Source organism: Hymenobacter defluvii, from assembly GCF_017589435.1.
In the GTDB taxonomy this organism is placed as follows: Bacteria; Bacteroidota; Bacteroidia; order Cytophagales; family Hymenobacteraceae; genus Hymenobacter; species Hymenobacter profundi.
This window is the reverse complement of sequence record NZ_JAGETX010000008.1, coordinates 21,937-46,232: the sequence shown is the minus strand read 5'-3', so window position 1 is coordinate 46,232 and position 24,296 is coordinate 21,937. Positions and strand designations below refer to the sequence as shown.

Genomic DNA, 24,296 nt, shown 5'->3' with positions numbered 1-24,296 from the left:
ACAGCTAGCAGCCAAAAGCTAACAGCTACTCATCCTACTCATTGCCCAGTGTGCGCGTGCCGGCATAATAATACAGCTCGGCCAGCGACTTTTCGTAGTTGGCGCGCATGCTTTCCTGCTTGAGACGCAACTCAATGAGCTTGCTTTCGCGGGCGTTGATGAGGAAAATCGTGCTTTCGCCCAACTCAAACTTTTGCAGCTCAGCCTGCAGCAAAATCCGCTGATTGACAATGGCTTGCTCCTGCACGGCCAATTGACGCTCGTAGGCCTTGAGGGTGTTGTACTTGGCGCTGACCTGGTTGGCAATCATGCGGCGGCTGTTTTGCTGCTCTAGCGTGGCATCCTGCACCTTGATGCGGGTTTGCCAGAGCTTGCCGCGCTCCTTGCGCAAAAACAGCGGGAAGGCGAAGTCTACCCCTACCTTGTAGTTGTCGCGGCCGAAGTCGTAGTAGCCGGGCACCTCGGGACGGTAGAAGTCGCCGCGGCTGAGCAGGTAGCCGCTCACGTTCACGGTGGGCTTCAGCAGCTCGCGGCGGTAGCGTACCTCCACGCCCAACTGCCGGATTTTGGCGTCGAGCTTGAGTAGGGTAGGGTGGCGGTTGGCCGCAAAATCCTGGAGCTGCTCATACGTCAGGCTGTCGACTGTGCGCATGGTAGGCAGTTGTGGCACGGCGTAGGCCGGCAGCTCCGCAGGCTGGCCGTCTTTGGTCCAGAGGTAGTTCGATAAGATCAGGCCAGCGTTTTGCTGCTCCACCTGCAACTGCGTGAACTGCACCAGGCGGTCCTGCACCGTAATCTGCGCCTCTACCGAGTCGATGGGCGCTTGGTCGCCCAATTGGGCGCGGCGGCTGGTACCCTGGAAGCGGGTTTCGGCCAGCTCTACCCCCTCCTGAATGAGCAGCATTTGCTGGTAGTTGAAGTACCAGTTCCAGTACGCCTGCGTTGCCTCCAACCAGATAGCGTTGATCTGCTTCACCTGATCGGCCTCGGCGGCATCCACCATAATTTTGGCCTGGCGCAGTGTGCTGCGGCGTGCGTCTATCAACAGGCCCTGCCCCAACGGCACCGACAGGCCGGCAACGGCCAGGCCATTGAGCGGCGTGCGGTGCTCGGGGTTCACGTAGGTGCCCACCATGCGGTCGTAGCCTACCTTCAGGTCGATACCGCCCGGCCATAGGGGTACCTTCAGCTCGTTTGCCCAGTTGTTGTAGTAATCGGTGCCGCCAAACAGCTTGCGGTCAAAGCCCGAGCCCAGCTTGGGGTCGAAGCCGCCGCGGGCCTGCTGCACCTGCGAGCGGGCATCTTCGCTGAGCAGCGCGGCCTGCTTCACCACGGGATGGTAGGCAAACACCAGCTCCGCCAAATCTTGCAGCGAGAAAATACGGGCCGTATCCACGGGTGGCCGGTCCTGCGCTAGTTGTTTGGTTTGCAGGGGCGCAGGCTCCAGTCCCGGCGCCTGGGTAGGGAGGCGGGGCGTCTGGGCCAGCGCGGCAAGGGTAGGCAGCAGGATAGCTAGGGGCGTGAGCCAACTAGTCAGCACAAAAAAACGCATCCTCATTTCCTACTTCTTTTCGACTTTTACAGGCGAGTCGGGTTGTGGCTCAGCCTGTAAGCTAGGTGGGAAGCCGTTGAGCTGTCGCCAGATTTCGTACCATACGGGCACCGAATCCAGAATCACCCAACCGTATACGCCCGAGCCCAGGCGTAGCTGGGTAGGCCACTTATGGTCGTCGTCGTTGCGGTGTTCGGGGTGAGGCTCGGGGCGCACCAGCAGGCGGTACTTGCCGTTGGTGCTGCTTACCACGTCAATCACCGTCACCACGCCGCCAAAGGTACCTACAGCCACCGAGGGCCAGCCCGAAAACTGCACTGCCGGCCAGCCATCAAACTGAATTCGCACCTGTCTGCCCCGCTGTATTAGCGGCACATCCATGGGGCGCACATACAGCTCGGCGGCCAATACCGGCGCTTCGGGCTGCAACGTAGCAATAGACTCGCCTTCCTTGATAGTTTCGCCGATGCCCGCCTTGAGCGTACGCACCACATAGCCAGTTTGCGGGGCGCGCACTACGTATAAGCCACGGCGTACCTCTACGTTGGCAATCTTGTTGCGCAAGGAAGCTACTTCCCCCTCCGACGACGCCCGGCTCGACACAGCCGAGCTACGATCCGACAAGGTTTTGGCTAGGTCCTGTCCGTACTTGGCGCGCAGGTTACTCAACTCGATAATAGCATTCGCCAGCGATTGGCGGGAGTTCAGCAGCTTGTTGCGCTGGGCCGTTACCTTGGCTAGGTCTTCCTGTAATTTCAGGCGGCGCGTTTCAATGTCGGTGAGGGAAAACAAGCCGTTTTGGTAGCCATTCTCGTAGCGGGCCAGGCGGGCTTTGGCAATGTCATAGGAGTTGGTCACGGCCACCAGGTCGGCGCTGTCGCTGGCAACGTAGTTGCGGGCCTGTTCCACCTTGTTGCGGGCCGATTCCAGTTGCACGTTCAGGGTAGTGCGCAGGGCGGCTAGTTGCTGGTCGGTGGCTTCAATTTTGGCGGTGTTGGCTAGCACGTTGCCGCGTTTGGCCACCAGTTGCTCGCTCAGGCGCTCGGGCAGGTTGGGGTCAAAATATTCGTCTTTGATTTCAGAAATGGTAAGAATCGTGTCGCCTCTGCGCACAAATTCGCCCTCACGCACAGCCCAGTGCTCTATACGGCCCGCAATCTGGTTTTGTACCGTTTGGGGGCGGTCCTGGGGGCGTAGGGTGGTGAGGGTGCCCGTGCCCTCGATGGTCTGGCGCCAGGGTAAAAATAGGATAATCAGGAAGATAATACCCACAGCCAGCATCACGCGGCCCAGCGTACGGCTGCCTTTGGGCACCAGTAGCTCTTTTTGAGAGCGTTGGGGCTGCTCAAGCCATACCGCCTCGTCTACGTTTTGGTTGGATAGATTAAGCATGGGTTCCCTCCGTCTTTTTCTCGTCCATGGGTAGGTCGGTCACGGCGGCCAGTTTCTCTACCCCCGTTAGCATGTCAAACACGGTACTCACACCAGTCATTAGTTTTTCAATAGATCCGCTGATCTGTACAATCAGCACCTCAGCCGCCACAAACTGGCCCAGCGTCATTTGCCGCGACACCACGAACAGCGTGCCGGCAATCAGCAAGCCAGCCGTGAGCACTGTGCGCAGGGCCACGCCCCAGCCGTAGTAGCTTTTCAGCACCCGAAAGTGGTCATTGCGGGCATTCAGGTAATCAGCCGTCAGCTCGTCGGTGCGCGTAAGGGCGCGCTGCTGTTCTTCCTCACTGTGCCGAAACTGGGGCAGATCGCGGGCCACCTGCTCCAGCCAGTCCACCGTTTCGTACTTATGCGCCGATTCTTCGATGCTGGTGCGCAAGGCGCGGCGGTAATTCATAACGTAGATGAACACCAGCATGATGATGGTGAACAGCCCAAACGCAATAAAAATGGGGTGGTAGAAAGCCAACACAATCACCCCAAACAGAATCTGAAAGCCCGCAAACATCAAGTCAATCAGAAGCTTTGTGAGGCTTTTCTGCACCGTCAAAATGTCGAAAAAGCGGTTCACCAGCTCCGGCGGATTTTCACCCTCCAGCGCTTCCGGCTTGATACGGGGTAGGCGATACGCAAACTCAATAGCAGCCTTCGCATAGAGCCGTTGCTCGATGGCCTCTACCAAGGTCATTTGCCCAATCAGCAAAATGCCACCTAGTAATACGCCCAGCACCACTACCCCAATCAGGATGTAGGTAGAGCTGAACACGGCTCCTGTCGAAACAAGGTTGAACACCGCTTGGGTGCCCAGGGGTAGGGTAAGGCCAATAAGGCCTGTTAGAATGGCAAAAAACAGAATGTAACGAATCGTGTCACGTTCTGTGTCGAGCATGCGCGTGAGGCGCTGCCAGGGGGTAGGAGGTGGGAGGCTGGTGGAATGGGACTTAGAAGCCATGGAAAAAATTAAGAAAAGAGCGGGCTACCTGAAAACACGTAGCTGGTGCGGCACAGTCTCCGCATGGTTGGCTGCGCCACAGCCGGCAATGAGTATTCTATTACAGCCGCTACCCAGCAACTTATGCTTTAACAGGCACTAGGTAGGAGCTTGCTCACTTACGAATGCCAAATTTACGGTGCGTATTGGGAAAAGTCATATTAATTTGCATTAAAATGATATTAAAAGCTATGATTAGTTATAAATATTGTATTTTCTACTTGTCTTGGTACAATAGTGTTTAATGCTTAACAAGCGCAACGGTAAGCAGCTTAAAGCCAATCCTGCCAGGGCATCACCTCTCCCACTGCGGGTGCGTGCAGCTCGGCGCGGAGCATGCCGCCCGCGGCTATTTCCTCCAGCAGGCGCAGGGGCTCTGAAGCCGGCTCGTCGCTCAGATCGAAGGTGCCGTAGTGCATGGGCACCACGTGGCCAGCGCGGACTATATTGGTAGCCTTGGCCGCCTCATGGGGATTGGTATGGCTCATCTCCATCATAAAGGGTGGCTTGTAGGCGCCAATGGGCATAAGCACAATGTCCAGCGGACCAAACTGCTTCTCGATGGCCTCAAAATGACCGGCAAGCGACGTGTCGCCGGCGAAATACAGAGTACTACCTCCGGGCATCCGAATGAGAAAGGAACCCCACAGCACCTTGTTTAGGTCGAACGCGCCCCGGCGGTGCCAGTGCGAAGCGGGCAGGTAAAAGATTTCCAGCGGCGCCTCGGTGCCCAGGTCATACTGCTGCCACCAGCCGGCTTCCTGCACCGCCAGAGTAGGGGCCATACCGCGCAGCAGCGGCGCCATGCTCAAGGACGAGAGCACCTGCATCTGCGGGTTTTGGCGGGCCAGCAGTTTCACGGAAGCCTCATCGAGATGGTCGCGGTGGCCGTGGCTGAGCAGCAGGTAGTCGATGTTCGTCAGGTCCTCGGGGCGGCAGGGTAGGGGGTGACGACGTTGTAGTCCGAAGGAAGAAAACAGCACTGGATCGGTGAGCAGCGTGACGCCGCCTATCCGCAGCACAAAGGAGGCGTGCCCCAGCCACACCAGCCCGTCGGCGTCACTGCGCAGAAACTCCGCGCAGTCCACCACGGCCGGTGCCCAGGTGTCGGCTTTCTTCTCGGCTTTTTGCGGGTTTTCGGTCAGGAATTTCCACCGAAATACGTTGGAAAAACTAGGCTCGTACAGCTCCTCGCCATTGCAGTATTCCCGGCCAATCATCTTATTGCCAGGGTAGTTGGGTAGAACGGTCAGTAGCTTTTCGTTTCGATGATAGGTAGGGCGCGAGGACATGAGAGGATGGTAGAGAAAGCGAGAGTAAACACAACCGCCGCGCCCCGGAATGTTCCCGGAGCGCGGCGGTGGAAGATAAAACTAAACCTCGAAGGCTTACGTCGCCTTTAGTGAAGTCCTTGTGTATTAGAAACCAAAGCCAGGACCGTACAACGGTGCGTAGCCCACACCATTTGCCACGCGCACCCCGCCCGAAACCATCAGGTTTTCGGTGAGGCGGTAGTCGGCGCGCATGCTCATGCCCTGGCCCATGTTGCCAAAGCCCGCATAGGGGTTGACAGTAGGCGACATATCTTTCCAGGCTGTGCCCGTGAGAGCCAGACGCGGGCTCACGAGGTAAGTGCCGCCGCCGTAGATCAGGTAGCGGTTGCTGGCGGCGAAACGGGTAGTAGACAGGGCATCGGCAGGGGTAGCAGGTTGCGTAACTCCCGCATAATAAGCCGGGTTAATAAACGAACGCATGTACGTCATCCCGCCAAACGCGAAAAAACGCTTACCCAACTGGTGCGTCACTCGCGGGCTGATGTGCATAGCCGAGCCCCACCCACCCGCGAAGGTAGTACCGATATTTAGCTGATAGGAAGTGCGTTTGGCCTGCAAGCCGATTATCGGTGCTTCTACCTCGGCGGCCATCGGAACAACCATAGGCGTTTGAGCCAGCAGCGGGCCAGCCGATAAAAAAGCTATAGCGAAGGGTAGGGTACGTAGCATCGATAGTAGAAGGGAAAGCCCGTATGTTTAGTTTCGACAAGATACGCAACTGCGGTGCAAACCGGCGAATATTTTACGCAAAACAGGCCGCCACGCACAGCATGACAGCCTGTTTTTCAAGTAAGTAGCACAAGGTAAGTGGGCAAATCCCTTTTGGTTATGGGAAGATGCCGAGTGCCTGATAGCTCACGCCAATCTTCTCGATAGCTGCGTAGAAGGCCGCTGTGCGCAGGTCCGTAATGCCTGGCACCTCGTCCATCACCGCCCGAATTTCGCGGTAAGCGGTAATCATGGTGTCTTCCAGCCCCGAGTGCACTAAGTCAATTTCGTCGGCCCCGTGGATGATGAGGGCGCGTTCCCGCTCGCTCACCGTTTTGCCGGTGGTTTGCTCAATGGTCATCACCAGGCGCTTCAGCGAGGCTTCTTCGGCCCGCTTGCCCATGCGCCCAAAACGCACGTTCGACAGGTTTTTCAGCCACTCGAAATACGAAACCGTTACGCCGCCGGCGTTCAGGTAGAGGTCGGGTAGGATCACCACGCCGCGGTCCAGCAGAATCTTTTCGGCCTCCTGGGTGGTAGGGCCGTTGGCACCTTCGGCAATTATCTTGGCCTTGATGTTCTTAGCATTGCCCTCATGAATCTGGTTTTCCAGCGCAGCCGGCAGCAGCACGTCGCACTCGTACTCCAGGAGTTGCAAAGAGTCCTCGAAGTTCTGCGCATCGGGGTGGAAATCGAGAATGGAGCCAGTTACGGAACGGTGCTTGAACACTTCCTCCACATCCAGACCCGCCGGATTGTACAGGCCGCCTTCGCGCTCCGCAATGCCCACAATCAGAGCACCTTCGCGCTGGCAGAAATGCGCCGCGTGGTAGCCCACGTTGCCCAAGCCCTGCACGATGATGCGCTTGCCTGCCATACCGCTGGTCATGCCCAGCTTTTTCAGCAACGGCTCATCTTCGAGCAGCTCCCGCAGGCCGTAGAAAATACCCAGGCCCGTAGCTTCCGTCCTACCCCTAATACCGCCCTGGCCCACGGGCTTACCCGTTACGCAGCCTAGCGCGCTGGTGTCGCCATACTTAAAGGTGAGGTAGGTATCAGCAATCCAGGCCATTTCGCGGCTGCTGGTACCATAGTCGGGCGCTGGCACGTCCATACCCGGCCCAATCAGGTTCTTCTTGATCAGCTCACTGGCGTAGCGGCGCGTCACGCGCTCCAGCGTTTGCACGGAGCTAGTACGCGGGTTGATCTTCACACCACCCTTGGCACCACCAAACGGCACGTCTACCAGAGCGCACTTAAAAGTCATGAGTGTGGCCAGGGCCATCACTTCTTCCTCGTCCACGTGGATGCTGTAGCGAATACCGCCTTTGCTGGGCAGCTTGTGGTGGCTGTGCTGCACCCGAATGCCCTCGAACACCTGCACGTGCCCGTCTACCTCCACCGGGAAATTTACTTTGTAGATGCTGTTGCAGGTCCGAATCTGGCTTATGATGCCAGGATCGAGCTTCGAGAAGCTCGCCGCGTGGTCGTAGAAGTGCAGGACACTTTCGTAAAAGTCCTTGCCCTTCACCAAGTGGTTGCTCATGGTAAGTGTTAGTTGGTGGGAAGATAAAATAAGAAGACAGTATACTCGCAAACGGCCGATCAGCACCTTGCGTTGTGTGGCTGCCCGGCGCAAAGGTCGGGAGTTGCCGGATATAGGCAATCATAGTGCGGTTCAGCGCTTCCGACACGAATAGTTTCTCCCAAAGGAATCAAGAAGCCAATAATTGAAGAAACCGGCTGGGGTTTGCACTAAATAGTTAAATTGTATTTAAATACAAGTAATCGTCTATGAATTATTTTTTATGGAATATTAATTGAATATTTTTAAGCTGATTGCCAGGGATAAGATGCATTATTTTGTTGGTAAAATACTATAAATGTACTTTTTGGTGAAGTTGGTATGACACAACGTATATTTTGTTGTTCGCTTTTAAGTATCTGTATGTTAGCTGCCACTGGGAACGCACATCCCCAGCCCTGGCTACCGGCAGATGAAGCAGAAAAAACCTCGCTTGTGGTGCCAGGCAATCAGACCGGGCTCACAGCGCTGTACTTCAACAGCAGTACGCTGGCGGGCAAACCAGTGCTCCAACGCCGCGATGCTGCCCCCAACTTTGATTGGGGCAAAGATGCAGCGGCCCCCACCATATCAGCCGACTACTTCTCGGTGCGGTGGCTGGGCTGGCTTATAGCCCCTACCACCGGCTCCTACTCGTTTTCCGTACGTGCCGACGAGCGAGTGCGATTGTGGATAGGGGGGCAAAAGGTGCTCGACACCTGGGACGGTACTGGCCAGCTACAGCCACCGGCCTATATAACGCTGGCCGCCGGCGAAACCACAACAGTGAAGATGGAATACCACAGCGAAGAAGGCAACGCGCACGTGCAGCTGCAATGGCTACCTCCTGGCCAGGCACGGCAGGCTATTCCAGGCCAATTTTTTTCTTCAGAGAGCGGTGATGTTGTAGCCGCAACGGCACCGGGCACCGGCGCCAAGCAGCAGAATGCCGCTGCCAAACGCAAACCAGCCCCCGCTACGACTCAGCCAGCAAAGACGGCCCAAGCTAAAGCCGTGCCTACCACCATGCCGGCTCCCGCAGAGCTAGCAGGTATATTCACGCTGAAAGCTCGCACCACCGGTCAGCCGCTGGCCGTTGCCGATGAGCACCAGCCTAGTACCGATGCGGCGGCGGCTCCGCACTGGCGTATCGAGCCAGCCGGCCAAGGCTACTACCGGATAGCAGTGCAAGGTGGCACTAAAGTGTTGGAGGTGCTAGGTAGCTCGTCTTCCAACGGTGCTGCCCTCAACCTATGGCCTTACTACAGTGGCAATAATCAGCTGTGGCAAATCAAGGAGGTAGGCGACGGCTACTACACGCTGGTGGCTAAGCATAGCCAGAAAGCCCTCACGGCCAAAGCGCCTGCCGAGGGTGGCGTGCAGCAGTGGCGTGCAAACGGCCACGAAGACCAACAGTGGCGGCTGGATCCCGTGAAAGAGAAGGTAACCCAACCGGCTACCACCAGCACACCGCTTATGGGCAATGGTACCTACAACGTGAGCTTGTCGCCTAACCCTGCCAACAGCCTCTCACAGCTGCGCTACCAACTGCCAGATGCTATACCAGTGGGCTGGGTACTCTACGATGCGCGTGGTATTGTGGTGCGTACCTCCGATTACCGCCGGACAATCAGCGGTGTGCATCAGCAAACGCTAATGTTATCAGCCTTACCCAACGGTAATTACCAATTGCACCTCACTGTGGGGACCATCACCACCACTCAACCTATCCTGGTGCGCCATCCATTGGCCGAAACACAAGCTCAGGCCGAATAAGCAGCCCAAGAAAAGGCCAACTGGTCACAACCGTAGCTGGGTAGCAGAAGTAGAGTAGCGTTTCACTGGATGCTATCCAGCTTATATGAGCCATATGCCGCTGGAATAAGTATAGCATTATATTATTAAATAAGCTATATCAAGCGTATTCGTAATTAATAGTAAAATTATAAGCATTGTATTGTTATATGCTACTTTGGCTTGGTTTTTATTGTGTTTGATAAGCTTTGAAATAGACTTAACAGAAATAGTATTTATTAATAAAATACTATTTTAACCAAATTCCGTACATTCTTCTCCTATGATGCGACACTTACTCTACTGTTCCTTGGTGGGGATGCACCTATTTAGCCATACCGAAGGTGCGTTTGCTTCTGCTAAAGGAGCGCCAGGCAAAGAATTTCAGCAGTTGGTAGCGCCAGCGCAAAACGGAACGCCGGGCCTCACGGGGTGGTATTTCGGTAACAGCACGCTGGCTGGTAAACCCATCCGTCAGCAGCAGGACGCCGCACCCAATTTCCAGTGGGGAAAAGACGCACCAGCCCCTACCATACCAGCCGATTATTTCTCGGTACGTTGGGAAGGCTTCCTGACGGCTCCTACCACTGGCTCCTACTCGTTTGCCGTGCGCGCTGGGGAACAAGTGCGGTTGTGGATCAACGGACAGAAAATTCTGGATACTTGGGATGGCCAGAGCCTCACCGAGTCGGATATTTACGTGAACCTGGCTGCCGGCGAATCAACGCCGATTAAGCTGGAATATCACAGCGAAGAAGGCGACGCGCACGTGCAGTTGCAGTGGACATCGCCGAAGCAAGCACGTCAGGCTATTCCGGCTGAAGCCTTCTCGGCCGAAGGATTTGTGATGGCCGCTGCTCCGGCGCCCGCACCAGCAGTAGCGCAACCAAAAGCAGCAGTAGAAGCTCCTAAGCAAACTGTAGCGCGTAAATCTGGCATGCGCCTACCCAAAGGCGCCGTAGCCGCTCCAGCGGTAGCCTCCATGTCGGGAGTGTATCGTTTGAAGGCCCGCAACGATGGCCAAACGCTGGCCGTGGCAGAGCAGCAAGCGACCGGCAAAGCCGCCGCCGATGCCGCCGCACCCGAATGGATGATTGAGTCGGCAGGCAATGGCTACTACCGTGTGTTTGTGCAGGGTAGCAACAAAGCACTGGAAGTGCTCGGCAACTCCTCTTCTAACGGGGCCGCCCTCGACCTATGGCCTGCCTATAAGAGCGACAACCAGCTATGGCTGATTCACGAGGCGGAAGATGGCTACTACTCGCTGGTAGCCAAGCACAGCAGCAAAGCCCTAACTGCGAAAGAAACGTCGGAAGGTGGTTTGCAGCAGTGGCGCTACAATGGCGGCGCCGATCAGCAGTGGAAACTGGAGCCCGTAGTGGGTGCCAAGGTTAGCACCAAAGCTACCCCGCTCGTGGGTAATGGCGATTATAAAGTGCACGTGTACCCCAACCCCTCCAATGGCATCTCACAGCTACGCTATCAGCTGCCTGGCAATATGCCCGTGGGCTGGGTGCTTTACGATACCCGCGGCGTGGCCGTGCGCTCTTCCGACGCTCGCCAATTGACCGACGGGGTGCATAACCAGACGCTGCCCTTCCTGGAACTGCCCAACGGTAACTACCAACTGCACCTCACGGTGAATGGCGTAACTACCACGCAGCCCGTCATGATTCGTCATCCCAAAGCAGAGCCCCAGGGCGAAGCACGGGTCCAAACAGCAGAACCGATGCAAATTGTACAGATGCAGGCTAGCCGGTAAGTCTAATAGTCCGCAAACGCTTGGAGGGGTAGCAATGGTCACAATATGCGTGACCATTGCTACCCCTCCAAGCGTTTGCGGACTGCTGGGTTTTATTGAAGTTGTTTAGAAAATCGTGTGCCGGTCCGATGCCGTAGGCGTCCAACCGGCATACGATTCGTGCGGAAGTCCGAATAAAGAAAAACGAAAAAATAACGTCATGCTTGATCTGGCGTCCGCTTGCCAAAGCATGACCGGCAGATTCTAGCGCCCATTTCTGATTTGGAAACAGGTCTATTAGCTGTAGTAATCTACTAACTGAGTAGCAAGGCGTGCGGGTGCAAATTGCGTGTGGGCGTATTGGTAGCCCTGTTCCCGCATGTGATTCGCATGTGCTGAATCGGTCAGGACTTTCTCTATAGCGTGCGCGAGCTGCTCAGGACTAGTGGGATCTATATAGCACGAGGCTGGACCGCCTGCTTCTGGTAGAGCAGAGGTAGAGGAGGCAATAACAGGCGTTTTGCACAACAGTGCCTCGGCTATGGGTAGCCCAAATCCCTCGTACAGTGAAGGGTAGATGAGAGCCGAAGCCTCTTGGTACAGCGCCTGGAGTTGCCGAATATCCACTACGTTTTCCAACCAGTACACTACATCTTCCAGGTTTGCTTGAGCTAATAGCTGTTGCAACTGCTGTTTATGACGCTTCCCCTTACCCACCAAAACAAGCGGTACCCGCAAATCGACTGGCAAGTGTTGGTAAGCGCGAAGCAGTGTGGCAATATTCTTACGGGGCTCTAAGCTTCCTACCCCTAAGACATAAGGCGTTGTTACGCCCAATTGTGCCACCGTGCGAGCCGCCTGTTCAGTGGGTTGCCGCTGATAGTATACAGGGTCACAGGCTTGATAAATGACTTTGATTTTGTCTGGCTCTACCCGGTAATACTCTATCAAATCACGCTTCGTATGCTCGCTGATGGCAACTATTTTAGCCGCGTGCCGACAGCTGTAACGTACCTTCTGGTCGTAGATAATGCGCTCTACAGCACCGTACCACTCCGGATGAACTTTGGAAATGACATCGTGCATGGTGACCACGCCCGGAATACCCGCACGCATAAGGCCTACGGGTAATTCGTGGCTTAGCCCGTGGTACAGTTCAATACCGTCTCGTTTCAATTGTTTTACTACGCCGTAGCTGCGCCATAAGGACTGGAAGAAGCCACTGGGGGGCACAAACGTGGTATACTGAGTGCTTTCCAGAAAGGGTTGTGTTGCTGGATGTTGCCGGATGGCAGGCGTGTATAAATGGTAATCGTGTTCGGGATGAAAACACGCCACATCCTGCACCAGAGTCCGGCTGTAGTTTCCTAAGCCAGTAAAATTGCCAAACAGGCGTTTTGCATCATATCCAATCCGCATACCGCAGGGGAAAAAGACTAGGATAGCAACACGCTTACTATCCATGAAAATACAGGCAGCGTACGCTTTCCTGGTAAGTGTTAGACGTTGTAGTTGCTTATTTGGCTTTGCTACCCAGCCACGCGTTGCGGTAGGCTTTCATCTTCTTCGTGACGGTGCGCTTGTCGGCTTCGTAGGGTAGGACCTCCAAGATAGGATCTTCGGTGAGGGTTAGTTGAGCAGTGCGCTGTTGCCCCCGCGAACGGTACACTACTGGCACCACGTCGCCGGGCTTGTGACGGGCCAGTAGGGCGCCGTAGGCCGTACGGTTGGCAACGGGCTGACCATCCAATTTCGTGATGACGTCCTCGCGGTCGAGGCCGGCTTGGTAGAGCGGACTACCTATCAGAGGAGTAACTGGGATAGTGAGTGTGCTATCAGCGTTGAACGACAGCCGATTGGCGCCCAGGCTGGCTTGGCTGGCGTGGGCTTTGCGCACCAAGAGGCCAGCCGGAGCCAGCAGCTTTTCAAAATCAGGCAGGGTATGCCCGTAGATATGCTGGCGGAAAAACTGTCCGGCAAAAGCCGTATCGCGGGCTACTTCGCCCAGCACGCGTTGCAGGTCGGCGGTGGTGTAGGGGCGGGCAGGGGCATAATTCTGCTGCTTGCTTCCATAGTGCTGCCACAACGCCCGCATGTAGGTATCGAGGTCGGTTTTGTGGTCCTGGCGCAGCATCATATCCAACACCAAGGCATTGGCCGCACCAATGTAGTAGTAAGAGAGGTAGGTATTTGCGCGGTTGTTGGGGTCGATGCTAACGGCGGCATCCACAAAGGGTGCCTGTTGGCTCATGTATACCGGCGAGTAGCGCGCTGCCCCCGGCGAGTTCAGCATGGCATTCACCACACCCGACAACGCCTCCTCGCAATACTGCTGGTCGGTGCTGAAGGCACCGGAGCGGCGCAGGAGTAAGTCGCCGTAGTACTGCGTAAAGCCCTCGGCAAACCACAGGTTACTGCTCATATTGGCCTGTTCAAAATTGAACGGCTCCAGGTCCTGCGGGCGCAGGCGCTCCACGTTCCAGCTATGGAAAAACTCGTGCGACACCGTGCCCAGGTTATCCAATGCTCCCTGCCCGCGCAATGGACGGTTGCTGGTGAGCGAAGTGGAGTTGCGGTGCTCCATACCGTCGCCGCTAGTTTGGGGTAGGTAGTTGGCAATGAAGGTATAACGCCCAAAGTCGTAGTCTGGCAGCGTGCCAAATACGGCGGCGGCTTCCTTCACTACACCTTTAGTTTTGGTTACAAAATCATCTAGTTCGGCGGCGGTGCCATCATGCAGTACCTGCATTTCAATGGTCTTGCCTTGCTCCTGCCAGCTGCGCACCTGCTGCGCCCCCAGGGAGGTAGGCGAATCCATGAGGTACTGCAAATGAGGCGCATAGTAGGTGTTGCCGGTTGGCTCAGGACGCAGCTGGGTAGCGGCCTTCCAGTCAGCGGGCGCGTCAAACTTCACTTCCACCGGGCGTTGCTCCAGGCCTCGGGCAAACGCCAGGGTAGCGGGCATGTTCAGGTGGGCGTGGCGCCAGTCGATGCCGGCGTAGGTGCCATCGGTCCGGTCGCCGAACAGGGTGTAGGTGAACGTGACGGTGCCATCGTGGCCGGCTACATTCCACCCGTAGGGATCGGGGTGAGTCACGGTCAGCGGCTGGCCTTTGGAGTTGGTGGCGCGCACATCGTACACGTTCTTAGCAAACTCGTGCAAGGCGTAGCGTCCCGGCGAGGAGCGAGCCATCCGTACCTGCAAGGGTGTAGTAGGTAGGTTGGTAAACGTAGCGGTTACCTGGGCTTCGTGGTGCACAGCGTTTGGGAAAGCCACCGTGTAGCGCACGGGGACCGAGGCAGTTTGAGCCGCCGCAGACTGGCACAGCGCCAGCGGAAAAGCCAGTGCCAATAGGAGAGTAACGTGTTTTTGCATGAACGAACAGTCAGGAGTGGAGGAAGTAAAAGTAAGTGTTCCGCTCAGAACGCCGCTTTCTCAATCAGCAACCGGCTCCGAAAATACCGTTGCCTCCATCATCCGCCCAAAGAAGAAGGCCTTATGTTGTGGCCGCAGCCCCACCTGCGCCAGTGCCTCGTGTACAGAGGGTAGGGCCCGGGCTGAAATACCCGTAGTGAGCTGAAAGAAGCGGTACATTAAAGCCAGCAGCCCGTGGTGCCACCAGCGGGTAGGGGTCGTGAAATCGGCAAGCAGCCAGGGCGCGCCGGAGCGCCGGACTGCGTTAAGCTGTTGCACTACCCGCTGCAACTGGTTGGGTGCAAACAGGTCGAGAAAGAAAAAGGTGAGTACCGCATCAAACTGCTCCGCTGGACGCAATGCGGCTTCAGTGCCCAGCCGAAATTCAACTTGTATGGCCCGCTGCGGCTGATGGCGGTGCTGCCACGCCTGGGCCTGCGCCAGCATCTGGCTTGAGGCCTCTAGGTAGAGCACGTGGGCCTGTGGACACTGCCGCCAGATGTCACCCAGAATCCAGCCCGTGCCGCCCCCGATGATGAGTACCCGCGGCGTGCCCACTGGAAGCCCCGCCAGAGCTGCTTGCTGGGTGCGGCGCAATGCCCTACCAAATACCAGCTGCGCCAGCGCATCATAAAACGGCGCCACGAAATCGAAGCCTTTCAGAAGGGTAGAGGTTGAAGGTGAAAGAAGGCGGTTTCCGACCAACGATTGGCGAGTGCCCGTATCTGCAATAAGCTATGGGCAATGCCAAGGGCTACCCTGTAAAGATGGTTCGAAGAAGCGTTACTATCTTCGATAGGGTTTAATTCTATTTGAATGACTACTTCACTCCGGCGCCTGCTGGCGGGCATTACACTGTTTATCACCGAGTTTACGCTTACTCTGGGACTGGGCGCGCTGGGCACTGTGGCGTTTCTGGCGATTGGGCGCGAGGTGTTCAACGAGCACGCTGCGCCCTTCGACGAGGCAGCTTTCCGCTGGACGCGCGACTTATTTGGTCCTACCCACCAGCAATGGGTAGAGGTGCTGACGTTTTTTGCCTCGCGCAACTTCATTGTGGCGGCGGCGCTGGGGCTGATTGGGTATTTTCTGTTGGTGCGGCGGCACCGGTGGTATTCGTTGCTGGTACCGGTGGTGGCCCTGGGTAGCATCACGCTCAACTTGTTGCTCAAAAATTTCTACCACCGTCCGCGGCCGCTGTTGCCGCTGGTATCGGCTTCGGGCCTCAGCTTTCCCAGCGGCCACGCCATGATTTCGGCTTCTTTTTACGGCTTGCTGATCTACCTAACCTATACTCACATAGCGCGGCCTGCCCTACGTTGGGGGCTGATGACGGGGTTAGCGGTGCTGATTCTGCTTATTGGCCTTACCCGTGTGTACTTGCGTGTGCACTACGCCACCGATGTGCTGGCGGGCTATGCAGCCGGTATTGTGTGGTTGCTTGTTGCCATTCCCTTGCTGAAACGCTTGGAAAAAATTGTAAAAAAACGCTTTAAACATGATCCGCAACTCGTTGAAAAACAGCTTATGTGATGCGAAAACACGGTTTTTGATGAATTATTTTGAAGAAAATGTTGCGCAAAGCAAATTCACCGTTGTATCTTTGCACCATCAAACGACCACCAACAGGGTGGTTTTCTGATAAACGTGTTGCGCTTGTGGCGAAATTGGTAGACGCGCTGTCTTCAGGCGGCAGTTCCGCAAGGTGTGAGAGTTCGAGTCTCTCCGAGCGCACTGAAAGCCGACCCCTCACCGGGTCGGCTTTTTTGTTTTCAGGCCAAAGTGATTGCGCCCCAAAGTATCAAGTGCGGTGAGTGGTGCGTAGGATAGGCGATATGAGAAAACGTCTGCATGAGCGCCTGACTACGCTGGCCGAGCTAATTACGTTGGAAGTGGCCCTGGCTGGGTTGTTCTTTCTACTAGCCTTCGGGGTGTTTTTTTACCTCACGCGCATCGTGTTTGTGCAGCATTCCGCTGCGTTTGACGATTGGGCGTTTGCTCAAATGGATGCCTTGCGGGCGGCCGCGCCGTGGCTCACAGCCTGGGTACGCGGCATCACGTTTTTCGCCTCTATGCCCTTTTTGATAGCAGCTGCGCTGCTTATACCGAGCTTTTTGCTGTGGCGGCAACAGCGGCGCGAGGCCCTGATGGTCTTTCTGGCCGTGGTAGGTGCTACGGTGTTCAACCAATTGCTGAAGCTCCATTTCCAACGCACTCGCCCCGGTTCGGCCTTAATTCCGCAGCCGGGCCTGAGCTTTCCCAGTGGCCACGCCATGATTGGCAGTTCCTTGTACGCGGCGCTGGCATGGCTGGCGTGGCGCCACGGTCAGCGCGGCCTTGCCGTGGGGCTTTTGGTATGGGCCGCCCTCATTGGCCTCACGCGTGTGTACCTGCATGTGCACTATGCCACTGATGTGACGGCTGGTTTTGCAGCGGGCGTGGTCTGGATGCTGGTTCTGCGTATTATCCTGCGCTGGCGCCAAGGGCTGGGGCAGCCTGGGTAGGAAGAAAAAGGCGTAAAAAAGCCACCCCGATATGTGTTCGGGGTGGCTTTCGTTTCTAAAACGGCAGCGCCGTTCACTTACATAGTGGTAGCACCTGTCGTACCAGCTGTGCCGGCGGTGGTAGTAGCCGTGCCAGTTGTGGTAGTGCCAGCCGTGGTGCCGGTGGTAGCGCCGTTCATGGTACCGCTGCTGCCAGTAGACATGCCAGCAGTGGTAGTGGCCGCGCCAGCATCCGACATGGTAGAAGTGCCGTCAGATGGCATCGTCGACATGGTAGTATCGGCATTCATGCCCGTATCCGAGTTCATGGTCGGGTTGGAATCCATTGCGCCGCCGGCAGTAGTCGAGGTGTCGGTAGTAGTTGAATCGTTGCCACAGCTAGAGAGCGACAGGGTAGCAGCAGTAAGAGCCGCGGCAGCGAAAAAGAATGAGCGTTTCATGAAAAGAGAGTTTCTGGTGAAAGAGTAGATGATAGCGGGTAACAAAACTAAGTGGCCTACAACGGCCAGTAGTCTGGCAGGTTGCAAGGCGCTGGCTTTTGTAGCCGTGCAAATCCGTAATCTTAACGGCTGGCAGGTAATTCGGTTACTCATTTGAAGTACATAATTACTTCATTATGAATTTGTTGTTGAGCTACATGCCGTGAAAATACGTTTCCTGCCTATTCTAAGAGCATTATCGGCGTTTCAGCCAGTAGCTTTACAACTTCCTCTGCACCATGCGGAGTAATTTATTTTCGCCCATGTCCTACTCTCTGCTTTTGTTTGATTACGATGGTACGCTCTGCAACTCAGAGGCGGCTATCCTTCATAGTCTGCACCAAGTATTTACGCATTACCAAGTGCCGGTGCCGCCTCAAGCCGAGCTGGAGCGGGTGGTAGGACTGGGCCTACCCTCACCCGACGCCCTACAGGCATTGCACCCGCAATTGGCCGGGGCCGAGCTAGCGGCGTGGCTGCTCACCTATCGGAGCATCTATACCAACGAAGGAGAAGAGTTGGTAAAGCCGTTTGCGGGCGCCCGTGAGGTGCTGGCTGCCGCCCGCGCCCGAAACATTGCCGTAGCCGTAGTAAGCAACAAAGGCGCCTTTACGTTGGAAACCTCCCTGACGCGCCTGGGCTTGCGCGCCGATGTGCAACTGCTAGTCGGCGATGGCAGCTACCCCGACCAGCAACTGCCTCTAAAGCCTAGCCCCGTGCTTTACGAGCAAGTTGTGCGGCCCTACTTCGCGCCGGTGCTGCCCGCCGCTACCCTCATGATTGGCGATACGGCCGCCGACCTGCTGTTTGCCCGGAACTGCGGTATCGATGCCTGCTGGGCGCGCTACGGCTTCGGCGATGCCGACGCGTGCCGGGCTCTGGAACCCAAGCACCAGATTGACAGCCTGCGCGACGTGCTGGGCCTGATGGTGCGTGAGAAAGCGAAGTAGCGAAACCAGTCTGTTTTCTCCTGTTGCGTTCATCACTGCCTGTATTCTACTTGATGCCTCTACCCGAAGAAAGTGCGCTGGAAGTAGCTGTAGTGCGCGGCCAGTCGGTGCTGACGACGTGCCGTAGCGTACAGCCGCTCAAGATTTTGCAGCCTCGTTCGGCCGCTCGGGCCTGCTACGTGGTGCTGTCGAGCTATGGCGGCGGCTTGGTTTCCGGCGATGCCATTCGGCTGCGGGTGAGGGTAGGGGAGGGTGCACAGTTGTTTTTGGGTACTCAGGCCAACACCAGAGTATACAAGGCAGTAGGCACGCAGGAAACCCTGCAACACACCACCGGCGCCCTAGCCGAAAACGCGCTGGCGGTGGTGTTTCCCGACCCCTTGGTGCCCCAGGCCGGCAGCCGCTACCGCCAGCAGCAGCACTGGCAACTACAAGCCGGCGCTGTGCTCCTATTGGCCGACTGGTTCCACGCCGGCCGCACCGACAGCGGCGAACGATTCGCCTTCACGTCGTTGCACACAGAACTACGGGTAGAGCGACTGGGCAAGCTGGTGCTGCTGGACCGCTTTCAGTTTCGGCCTGAGGAGCACATTGCTGTCTCACCCGCGCATTTCGGTCCCTACCAAACCATGCTCTCGCTCTATCTGGTAGGCCCGCCCAACGAGCCGCGTTTCCAACGGCTGGCCGAAGCGTTACTGGCTTTGCAGCTGCCCGAGCGCCGCGACCCGCATTTCACGCTGGCGGCCCGTTCTTATATAGTATCCGTGGCGCAAGCCCGCGAAGATGTGTACGTGCTGCGCGCCCTGGGCCTAAGTCGGACCGATATGCAGCCACTTTGCGAGGAATTAATGCGCGTGCTGGTCTCCCCGGAGCTGCTGGGCTTCAACCCGTGGACGAGGAAGTTTTGAGGAGGTGAAGTAGTGAACTATGCACGTGTAGAGACGCATATTTGCGTCTCTACACGTGCGCCGTGTGGACAAAATCGTTCAACGATGAGACGCAAGTATGCGTCTCTACATCCTTTTCAACGGCTCACCCGCCCCTAGCAGAACCAGCACGTATACGTAGCAACAGTCCAGCTTCGAGTGGATTCCTATTTCATCTTCTCACTTTTTCTGTGTCCGAGTTCCCTACCCCTTTCTACCGTTGGCCCTACCTGATGCGGCAGGGGTGGAGCCAACTGCTATTTGCGCACTGGCCGGTAGCGCCGGAAATGCTGCGACCCTACCTGCCGCCGCGCCTAGAGCTGGATCTGTTTGAGGGTCAGGCGTGGTTGGGCGTAGTGCCGTTCACCATGAGCAACATCCGGCCGTTGGGGCTACCCGCCGTGCCAGGATTCAACCACTTGCACGAGCTGAACGTGCGCACTTACGCTACCCTCAATGGGGTGCCGGGCGTGTGGTTCCTTTCCCTTGATGCCACCCAGCTGCTGGGCGTGTGGGCGGCCCGCACGCTGTTTCACCTGCCCTACCTCCACGCTCGGATGCGCCTCACGCAGCAGGGCAACACGCTCCAAGCGGTGGCCGAGCGCACCCACGCCGGCACCGCGCCCGCCATGTTTGCCGCCACCTGGACGGTAGGAGCACCACTGCCGCCCGCGCAGCCGGGTTCCCTGGCACATTTTCTCACTGAGCGCTACTACCTCTACACCGCCGGCCCCGATCTGCAATCTGATATCCACAGCCCCAACTTGTGGCGCGGCCAACTGCTGCACGCACCTTGGCCACTCCGCGAGGCTACGATAAATAGCTGGCAGTCAACGGTAGTGGAAAGCCACGGCCTTCCTACCCCTACCGGCCAGCCGGTGCTCTACGCCGCCGACCCGCTCGACGTGTGGGTGCAGACACTCCGGCGGGTGTAGCTGAAAAGACTTCCGCGCAAAGGTAGTCAGTCTACCGTCGGTCTTCCCGCACGGAGGCTAGCGCTTTGGTTTTGGCCTCTTTGATGTGGTCGATGATAACATCGAGATTGTAGCCATCCAAGGCGCGGGCAAATACGAAGGGGCCGTCGCCGCGCATCTTCTTCGAGTCGCGCTCCATCACGCCCAGATCGGCGCGCACTAAGTGTGCAATATCTATCTTGTTGATAACCAATAGATCGGCTTGCGTGATACCGGGGCCGCCTTTGCGCGGAATCTTGTCGCCGCCCGATACATCGATAACGTAGATAGAGTAATCAACCAACTCGCGGCTGAAGTGCGCGGCTAGGTTGTCACCGCCACTTTCCACGAACAGGAAGTCGAGCTTGCCGTTGAAGCGCTGCATCAGGCCTTCCAGCGCGTTCATGTTCAGGGAAATATCTTCCCGGATGGCGGCGTGGGGGCAGCCGCCGGTTTCTACCCCCACAATGCGGTCTTCGGTGAGGGCGCTGTGGCGAATGAGAAAGTCGGCGTCTTCGCGGGTGAAGATATCGTTGGTGACTACGGCCAGCTCCAACTCGTGGCGCAGCTGTTCGCACAGGGCTTTCAGCAGCGCCGTTTTGCCCGTGCCCACCGGCCCACCAATGCCCACCGTGAAGGCTCGCTTGCGGAAGTTGCGGTAGGAGGGTAAGCGGCGCGTCTCCCGCTCGTTGTAGTCGCCCGGCGACTCATAGGCTTCGTGCGGGTTGTGACCGTGGAGGAGAAGAGCGAGTTTATCAACAAAAGCCATGGTGAGGGGCTGGGTGTGAGGGTAGGAGAGTGGGAAGTCTGTCATCCTGAGTGGAGCGAAGAACCTTCTCACGTGTGAACAAGTCGTTGTTGCGGCTGTCGTTCACGCGTGAGAAGGTTCTTCGCTCCACTCAGGATGACATTCATAACCCCTAGTTCTGAAATAATTTAGAGTAAATATCCTCGTGAAACAGTTGCGTTACCTCCAGCAAAAAGCCGGAACGCGTGGCCTCCTGGTAAGAAACGGACGTAGGCGCAGCCAGCAACTCTTCAAAAATAGCGTAGAAATCATGTTGTAGTCGATGACCTTCCATCGGCCCCAGCACGCCCAGCCGGATAGCCGCGCTGATTTGGTCGCGTAGGGCCATGTGCAGGTAGGCCGTCCGTGCTTCGTCCAGCCCAAACCCTACCCGCCGCAACGACAACGCAAACGCCGGTACGAAATGCAGCGGCAGCCCAGCAAACCAGCTGCTCAATTCCGCCAGGCCGGCTGTGGGGTAGAACGACACCAGTAGCCGCAGCCAGTTGCTGGCCTGCACCAGGCTGGCGCGGTGCAGCGGCGGCACCAGCATTTGAGCATCGTATTCGGCGGCCAGATCGTATAATGCCTGCGTGTTTTCGGGTAGGTAAAAGCAGGAGTTGAGAAACGGAAACTCCAGGCTGACTACCTGTTGCAGAAATGAGTACAGGTAGTTGCGCAAGGCGCCGGAATCGGGTAGCAGCCCAAATGTGGCGCTGCTCTCCAACCCGTAGGAGTAGGCAAATGAACCCGTTGGCAGGGCCGAGTCGGTGAGGTGGAGCAAGCGGGCGAGGTGCATATGGGTACCCCACCCCCCCGGCCCCCTCCCCTCCGGGAGAGGGGGAGCCTGACGGTAGGGGATGTTGAGCGTTAACTATTGAATGTTGTTCAACGGTCATTCATATTTCATAATTTCCATTAGGCTCCCCCTCTCCCGGAGGGGAGGGGGCCGGGGGGTGGGGTGCTGTTAAAACAAATTATACAGCTGCCCCAGCGGCAGCTTGGTGGCAGGCTCGCAGGTCAGATGCACGCCGTCTACCGTCACTTTGTACGTCTCCGGGTCTACCTCAATGTTGGGTAAGTAGTCGTTCAAGGCCATGTCGTGCTTTGTGACGGTACGGCAGCCACGCACAGGCACCACGCGCTTCTGCAAGCCGTAGTTGGCCGCTACGTGCTCGGCCGAGGCCTGCGACACAAACACCACCGACGACTGGCCCACGGCCCCACCCAGCGCCCCGAACATCGGCCGCGAAAAGGAGGGCTGCGGGGTAGGAATAGAGGCGTTGGCATCGCCCATCTGGTTCTGTACAATGATGCCGCCCTTCAGGATGGTTTCGGGGCGGGAGCCGAACAGGGCGGATTTCCAGAGCACCAAATCAGCCAGCTTGCCTACCTCTACGGAGCCAATTTCGTCGGCGAAACCGTGGGCGCGGGCGGGGTTGATGGTGTACTTGGCCACGTAGCGCCGGGCGCGGAAATTGTCGTGACGGCCGGGCGCGTCTTCGGGGAGGGGGCCGCGCTGCTGCTTCATTTTGTGAGCCGTTTGCCAGGTGCGCGTAATCACCTCGCCTACCCGGCCCATGGCCTGCGAGTCGCTGCTGATGATGCTGAGGGCACCCATGTCGTGCAGAACATCCTCGGCGGCAATGGTTTCGTTTCGGATGCGGCTTTCGGCAAAGGCCACGTCCTCCGGGATGTTGCGGTCCAAGTGATGGCACACCATCAGCATATCCAGGTGTTCATCGATGGTATTCACGGTGTAGGGCCGCGTGGGGTTGGTGCTCGACGGAATCACGTTCGGCTCCCCGCAAATTTTGATGATGTCGGGGGCGTGGCCACCGCCCGCGCCCTCGGTGTGGTAGGAGTGAATGGTACGCCCCTTGAACGCACCCACCGAGTTTTCCACGAAGCCGCTCTCGTTCAGCGTATCCGTGTGGATGCACACCTGCACGTCGTACTCCTCGGCCACCGAGAGGCATTGGTCGATGGCGGCGGGGGTAGTGCCCCAGTCCTCGTGCAGCTTGAAGCCCAACGCCCCGGCCTCAATCTGCTCGCGCAGCCCTTCGGGTTTGGACGAGTTGCCCTTACCCAGAAACCCGAAGTTGAGCGGGTAGGCTTCCGTCGCCTTCAGCATCATCTCGATGTAGAACGCGCCGGGCGTGCAGGTGGTGGCCGTGGTGCCCGCCGCCGGACCGGTGCCGCCGCCTACCATCGTGGTCAGGCCCGAGGCCAGCGCCTCCGGAATCTGCTGGGGGCTGATGAAATGAATGTGGCAGTCGATGCCGCCAGCCGTAAGGATTTTGCCCTCGCCGGCCACCACCTCCGTCGTCACGCCCACGGTCATGCCGGGCGTCACGTTGGGCATAATGTGGGGGTTACCAGCCTTGCCGATACCCACAATCCGGCCGTTTTTGATGCCGATATCGGCCTTGTAGATGCCGGTGTAGTCCAGCACTAGGGCGTTGGTGATGAGCAGATCCAGCGCCTCGGCCTGCGGAATGCCAGCGGCCTGGCCCATGCCGTCGCGCAGCACCTTGCCGCCGCCAAACTTGCATTCCTCGCCGTAGGTGCAGTAGTCTTTCTCTACTTCAATCAGCAAATCGGTGTCGCCCAGGCGCACCCGGTCGCCGGTGGTCGGGCCATACATATCGGCGTACGCGCGCCGGGAGAGGGGGTAGGGCATCTTCAAATAGGTTTTATAGTGGATGCAACACTTTTCTTCTTCACAAAAGAAGCCAGACGTTCTTTTTCCTTCAGACCTTCTCGTTCATAATAGAAGATAGTATCAGTATTATATGAAATGTGCTTTGCTGCTACTACAATGTCATTTTTATAATCTTCCGCTTTAAAAATAAAAGCTATATAACCTTGCTCAATCTCGAACTGCTGATTTAAATCGGATTCATTTTGGGGTAATATAAATACAGGTGCCTTAGTATCAGAATGCCATCCTTGATAAAAGCCTGACATAAAGAACACATCCTCAAAGACAATTTCTAAAGTGTGGTAACAGCTTAAATCTTCACTTCCTGCAATAACTAATTCTGAACCATTGTAGGAGAAGACATGAAAGTCAAACCAAGGATGTTGCCTAATCTCTTTGTCAATTTCGGCTACGATGCTATGAATTTCTGATGTCATTACTG

At 56.9% G+C, this 24,296-nt stretch carries 21 protein-coding genes and 1 tRNA gene; 8 read left to right on the top strand and 14 right to left on the bottom strand.

Annotation, left to right across the window (positions count from 1 at the left end):
• Positions 1 to 34 precede the first annotated feature (34 nt).
• From J4D97_RS14520 to J4D97_RS14495, 6 genes are all read right to left on the bottom strand, one after another.
• Positions 35 to 1,558, bottom strand: a complete 1,524-nt coding sequence (locus J4D97_RS14520; protein WP_243900327.1) for a TolC family protein — start codon at positions 1,556 to 1,558, stop codon at positions 35 to 37.
• A gap of 3 nt (positions 1,559 to 1,561) precedes the next feature.
• On the bottom strand, positions 1,562 to 2,944 hold the full coding sequence (locus tag J4D97_RS14515) for an HlyD family secretion protein (RefSeq protein ID WP_208308171.1): 1,383 nt from the start codon (positions 2,942 to 2,944) through the stop codon (positions 1,562 to 1,564).
• Positions 2,937 to 3,956, bottom strand: coding sequence for an ABC transporter transmembrane domain-containing protein (locus J4D97_RS14510; RefSeq protein WP_208308170.1), 1,020 nt, complete (start codon positions 3,954 to 3,956; stop codon positions 2,937 to 2,939). The genes J4D97_RS14515 and J4D97_RS14510 overlap by 8 nt, the downstream gene beginning before the upstream one ends.
• 311 nt (positions 3,957 to 4,267) lie before the next feature.
• Positions 4,268 to 5,287, bottom strand: coding sequence for an MBL fold metallo-hydrolase (locus tag J4D97_RS14505; protein WP_208308169.1), 1,020 nt, complete (start codon positions 5,285 to 5,287; stop codon positions 4,268 to 4,270).
• Positions 5,288 to 5,413: 126 nt separating this feature from the next.
• Entirely contained in the window at positions 5,414 to 5,998 is a 585-nt protein-coding gene (locus J4D97_RS14500) for a hypothetical protein (protein WP_208308168.1), read from the bottom strand.
• 157 nt (positions 5,999 to 6,155) lie between these two features.
• Positions 6,156 to 7,583, bottom strand: coding sequence for a Glu/Leu/Phe/Val family dehydrogenase (locus tag J4D97_RS14495; RefSeq protein WP_208308167.1), 1,428 nt, complete (start codon positions 7,581 to 7,583; stop codon positions 6,156 to 6,158).
• Between the two features lie 402 nt (positions 7,584 to 7,985).
• Here J4D97_RS14495 and J4D97_RS14490 point away from each other — a divergent pair, with 402 nt between their 5' ends.
• Positions 7,986 to 9,377 (top strand): PA14 domain-containing protein, encoded by a 1,392-nt coding sequence (locus J4D97_RS14490; protein WP_208308166.1) that lies wholly within the window; start codon positions 7,986 to 7,988, stop codon positions 9,375 to 9,377.
• Positions 9,378 to 9,678: 301 nt separating this feature from the next.
• A complete protein-coding gene (locus tag J4D97_RS14485; RefSeq protein WP_208308165.1) occupies positions 9,679 to 11,157 on the top strand; it encodes a PA14 domain-containing protein in 1,479 nt (492 codons plus the stop codon).
• Positions 11,158 to 11,433: 276 nt separating this feature from the next.
• Here the strand turns inward: J4D97_RS14485 and J4D97_RS14480 are convergent, their stop codons facing one another.
• From J4D97_RS14480 to J4D97_RS14470, 3 genes are read right to left on the bottom strand one after another with little or no spacing between them, the layout of a single operon-like run.
• On the bottom strand, positions 11,434 to 12,600 hold the full coding sequence (locus J4D97_RS14480; RefSeq protein ID WP_208308164.1) for a glycosyltransferase family 4 protein: 1,167 nt from the start codon (positions 12,598 to 12,600) through the stop codon (positions 11,434 to 11,436).
• Positions 12,601 to 12,652: 52 nt separating this feature from the next.
• Positions 12,653 to 14,512: a M61 family metallopeptidase gene (locus J4D97_RS14475; RefSeq protein ID WP_208308163.1), complete on the bottom strand. Its 1,860-nt coding sequence runs from the start codon at positions 14,510 to 14,512 to the stop codon at positions 12,653 to 12,655.
• Positions 14,513 to 14,572: 60 nt separating this feature from the next.
• Entirely contained in the window at positions 14,573 to 15,196 is a 624-nt protein-coding gene (locus J4D97_RS14470; protein WP_208308162.1) for a class I SAM-dependent methyltransferase, read from the bottom strand.
• Between the two features lie 171 nt (positions 15,197 to 15,367).
• Here J4D97_RS14470 and J4D97_RS14465 point away from each other — a divergent pair, with 171 nt between their 5' ends.
• The 3 genes from J4D97_RS14465 (at position 15,368) to J4D97_RS14455 (ending at position 17,055) form a co-directional block, all read left to right on the top strand.
• Positions 15,368 to 16,084 carry a phosphatase PAP2 family protein gene (locus tag J4D97_RS14465; RefSeq protein ID WP_208308161.1) on the top strand — a complete coding sequence of 239 codons (717 nt, stop codon included), beginning with the start codon at positions 15,368 to 15,370 and terminating at the stop codon, positions 16,082 to 16,084.
• 119 nt (positions 16,085 to 16,203) lie between these two features.
• Positions 16,204 to 16,285: transfer RNA gene (locus J4D97_RS14460), tRNA-Leu, on the top strand.
• A 101-nt stretch (positions 16,286 to 16,386) separates the two neighbouring features.
• The gene (locus J4D97_RS14455) at positions 16,387 to 17,055 is read left to right on the top strand and encodes a phosphatase PAP2 family protein (RefSeq protein ID WP_208308160.1); all 669 of its coding nucleotides are present in this window, start codon (positions 16,387 to 16,389) and stop codon (positions 17,053 to 17,055) included.
• Positions 17,056 to 17,132: 77 nt separating this feature from the next.
• On the opposite strand, the gene J4D97_RS14450 is transcribed toward J4D97_RS14455, so the two are convergent.
• Positions 17,133 to 17,495: a hypothetical protein gene (locus tag J4D97_RS14450; protein WP_185280789.1), complete on the bottom strand. Its 363-nt coding sequence runs from the start codon at positions 17,493 to 17,495 to the stop codon at positions 17,133 to 17,135.
• Positions 17,496 to 17,797: 302 nt separating this feature from the next.
• On the opposite strand from J4D97_RS14450, the gene J4D97_RS14445 reads away from it, so the two are divergent.
• The 3 genes from J4D97_RS14445 to J4D97_RS14435 all read left to right on the top strand — a co-directional run bounded on the left by J4D97_RS14445 (position 17,798) and on the right by J4D97_RS14435 (position 20,345).
• Positions 17,798 to 18,484, top strand: coding sequence for an HAD family hydrolase (locus tag J4D97_RS14445; RefSeq protein ID WP_208308159.1), 687 nt, complete (start codon positions 17,798 to 17,800; stop codon positions 18,482 to 18,484).
• A 53-nt stretch (positions 18,485 to 18,537) separates the two neighbouring features.
• Positions 18,538 to 19,392 carry an urease accessory protein UreD gene (locus tag J4D97_RS14440; protein WP_208308158.1) on the top strand — a complete coding sequence of 285 codons (855 nt, stop codon included), beginning with the start codon at positions 18,538 to 18,540 and terminating at the stop codon, positions 19,390 to 19,392.
• 209 nt (positions 19,393 to 19,601) lie between these two features.
• A complete protein-coding gene (locus J4D97_RS14435) occupies positions 19,602 to 20,345 on the top strand; it encodes a YqjF family protein (RefSeq protein ID WP_208308157.1) in 744 nt (247 codons plus the stop codon).
• 31 nt (positions 20,346 to 20,376) lie between these two features.
• Here the strand turns inward: J4D97_RS14435 and ureG are convergent, their stop codons facing one another.
• The 4 genes from ureG to J4D97_RS14415 all read right to left on the bottom strand — a co-directional run bounded on the left by ureG (position 20,377) and on the right by J4D97_RS14415 (position 24,291).
• Positions 20,377 to 21,177, bottom strand: a complete 801-nt coding sequence (ureG, locus tag J4D97_RS14430) for an urease accessory protein UreG (RefSeq protein WP_243900326.1) — start codon at positions 21,175 to 21,177, stop codon at positions 20,377 to 20,379.
• Between the two features lie 106 nt (positions 21,178 to 21,283).
• On the bottom strand, positions 21,284 to 21,949 hold the full coding sequence (locus tag J4D97_RS14425; RefSeq protein ID WP_208308156.1) for an urease accessory protein UreF: 666 nt from the start codon (positions 21,947 to 21,949) through the stop codon (positions 21,284 to 21,286).
• Positions 21,950 to 22,117: 168 nt separating this feature from the next.
• The gene (ureC, locus tag J4D97_RS14420) at positions 22,118 to 23,833 is read right to left on the bottom strand and encodes an urease subunit alpha (protein ID WP_208308155.1); all 1,716 of its coding nucleotides are present in this window, start codon (positions 23,831 to 23,833) and stop codon (positions 22,118 to 22,120) included.
• Positions 23,834 to 23,835: 2 nt separating this feature from the next.
• A complete protein-coding gene (locus J4D97_RS14415; protein WP_208308154.1) occupies positions 23,836 to 24,291 on the bottom strand; it encodes a hypothetical protein in 456 nt (151 codons plus the stop codon).
• Positions 24,292 to 24,296 lie beyond the last annotated feature (5 nt).

What these genes read in the sequence shown, in the direction of transcription:
- J4D97_RS14425 (WP_208308156.1), bottom strand. Translation starts at nt 21,949, where the DNA reads ATGCACCTCGCCCGCTTGCTCCACCTCACCGACTCGGCCCTGCCAACG.
- J4D97_RS14475 (WP_208308163.1), bottom strand. Translation starts at nt 14,512, where the DNA reads ATGCAAAAACACGTTACTCTCCTATTGGCACTGGCTTTTCCGCTGGCG.
- J4D97_RS14480 (WP_208308164.1), bottom strand. Translation starts at nt 12,600, where the DNA reads ATGGATAGTAAGCGTGTTGCTATCCTAGTCTTTTTCCCCTGCGGTATG.
- J4D97_RS14485 (WP_208308165.1), top strand. Translation starts at nt 9,679, where the DNA reads ATGATGCGACACTTACTCTACTGTTCCTTGGTGGGGATGCACCTATTT.
- J4D97_RS14450 (WP_185280789.1), bottom strand. Translation starts at nt 17,495, where the DNA reads ATGAAACGCTCATTCTTTTTCGCTGCCGCGGCTCTTACTGCTGCTACC.
- J4D97_RS14455 (WP_208308160.1), top strand. Translation starts at nt 16,387, where the DNA reads ATGAGAAAACGTCTGCATGAGCGCCTGACTACGCTGGCCGAGCTAATT.
- J4D97_RS14495 (WP_208308167.1), bottom strand. Translation starts at nt 7,583, where the DNA reads ATGAGCAACCACTTGGTGAAGGGCAAGGACTTTTACGAAAGTGTCCTG.
- ureC (WP_208308155.1), bottom strand. Translation starts at nt 23,833, where the DNA reads ATGCCCTACCCCCTCTCCCGGCGCGCGTACGCCGATATGTATGGCCCG.
- J4D97_RS14520 (WP_243900327.1), bottom strand. Translation starts at nt 1,558, where the DNA reads ATGAGGATGCGTTTTTTTGTGCTGACTAGTTGGCTCACGCCCCTAGCT.
- J4D97_RS14510 (WP_208308170.1), bottom strand. Translation starts at nt 3,956, where the DNA reads ATGGCTTCTAAGTCCCATTCCACCAGCCTCCCACCTCCTACCCCCTGG.
- J4D97_RS14500 (WP_208308168.1), bottom strand. Translation starts at nt 5,998, where the DNA reads ATGCTACGTACCCTACCCTTCGCTATAGCTTTTTTATCGGCTGGCCCG.
- J4D97_RS14445 (WP_208308159.1), top strand. Translation starts at nt 17,798, where the DNA reads ATGTCCTACTCTCTGCTTTTGTTTGATTACGATGGTACGCTCTGCAAC.
- J4D97_RS14505 (WP_208308169.1), bottom strand. Translation starts at nt 5,287, where the DNA reads ATGTCCTCGCGCCCTACCTATCATCGAAACGAAAAGCTACTGACCGTT.
- J4D97_RS14490 (WP_208308166.1), top strand. Translation starts at nt 7,986, where the DNA reads ATGTTAGCTGCCACTGGGAACGCACATCCCCAGCCCTGGCTACCGGCA.
- ureG (WP_243900326.1), bottom strand. Translation starts at nt 21,177, where the DNA reads ATGACAGACTTCCCACTCTCCTACCCTCACACCCAGCCCCTCACCATG.
- J4D97_RS14515 (WP_208308171.1), bottom strand. Translation starts at nt 2,944, where the DNA reads ATGCTTAATCTATCCAACCAAAACGTAGACGAGGCGGTATGGCTTGAG.
- J4D97_RS14465 (WP_208308161.1), top strand. Translation starts at nt 15,368, where the DNA reads ATGACTACTTCACTCCGGCGCCTGCTGGCGGGCATTACACTGTTTATC.
- J4D97_RS14440 (WP_208308158.1), top strand. Translation starts at nt 18,538, where the DNA reads ATGCCTCTACCCGAAGAAAGTGCGCTGGAAGTAGCTGTAGTGCGCGGC.
- J4D97_RS14415 (WP_208308154.1), bottom strand. Translation starts at nt 24,291, where the DNA reads ATGACATCAGAAATTCATAGCATCGTAGCCGAAATTGACAAAGAGATT.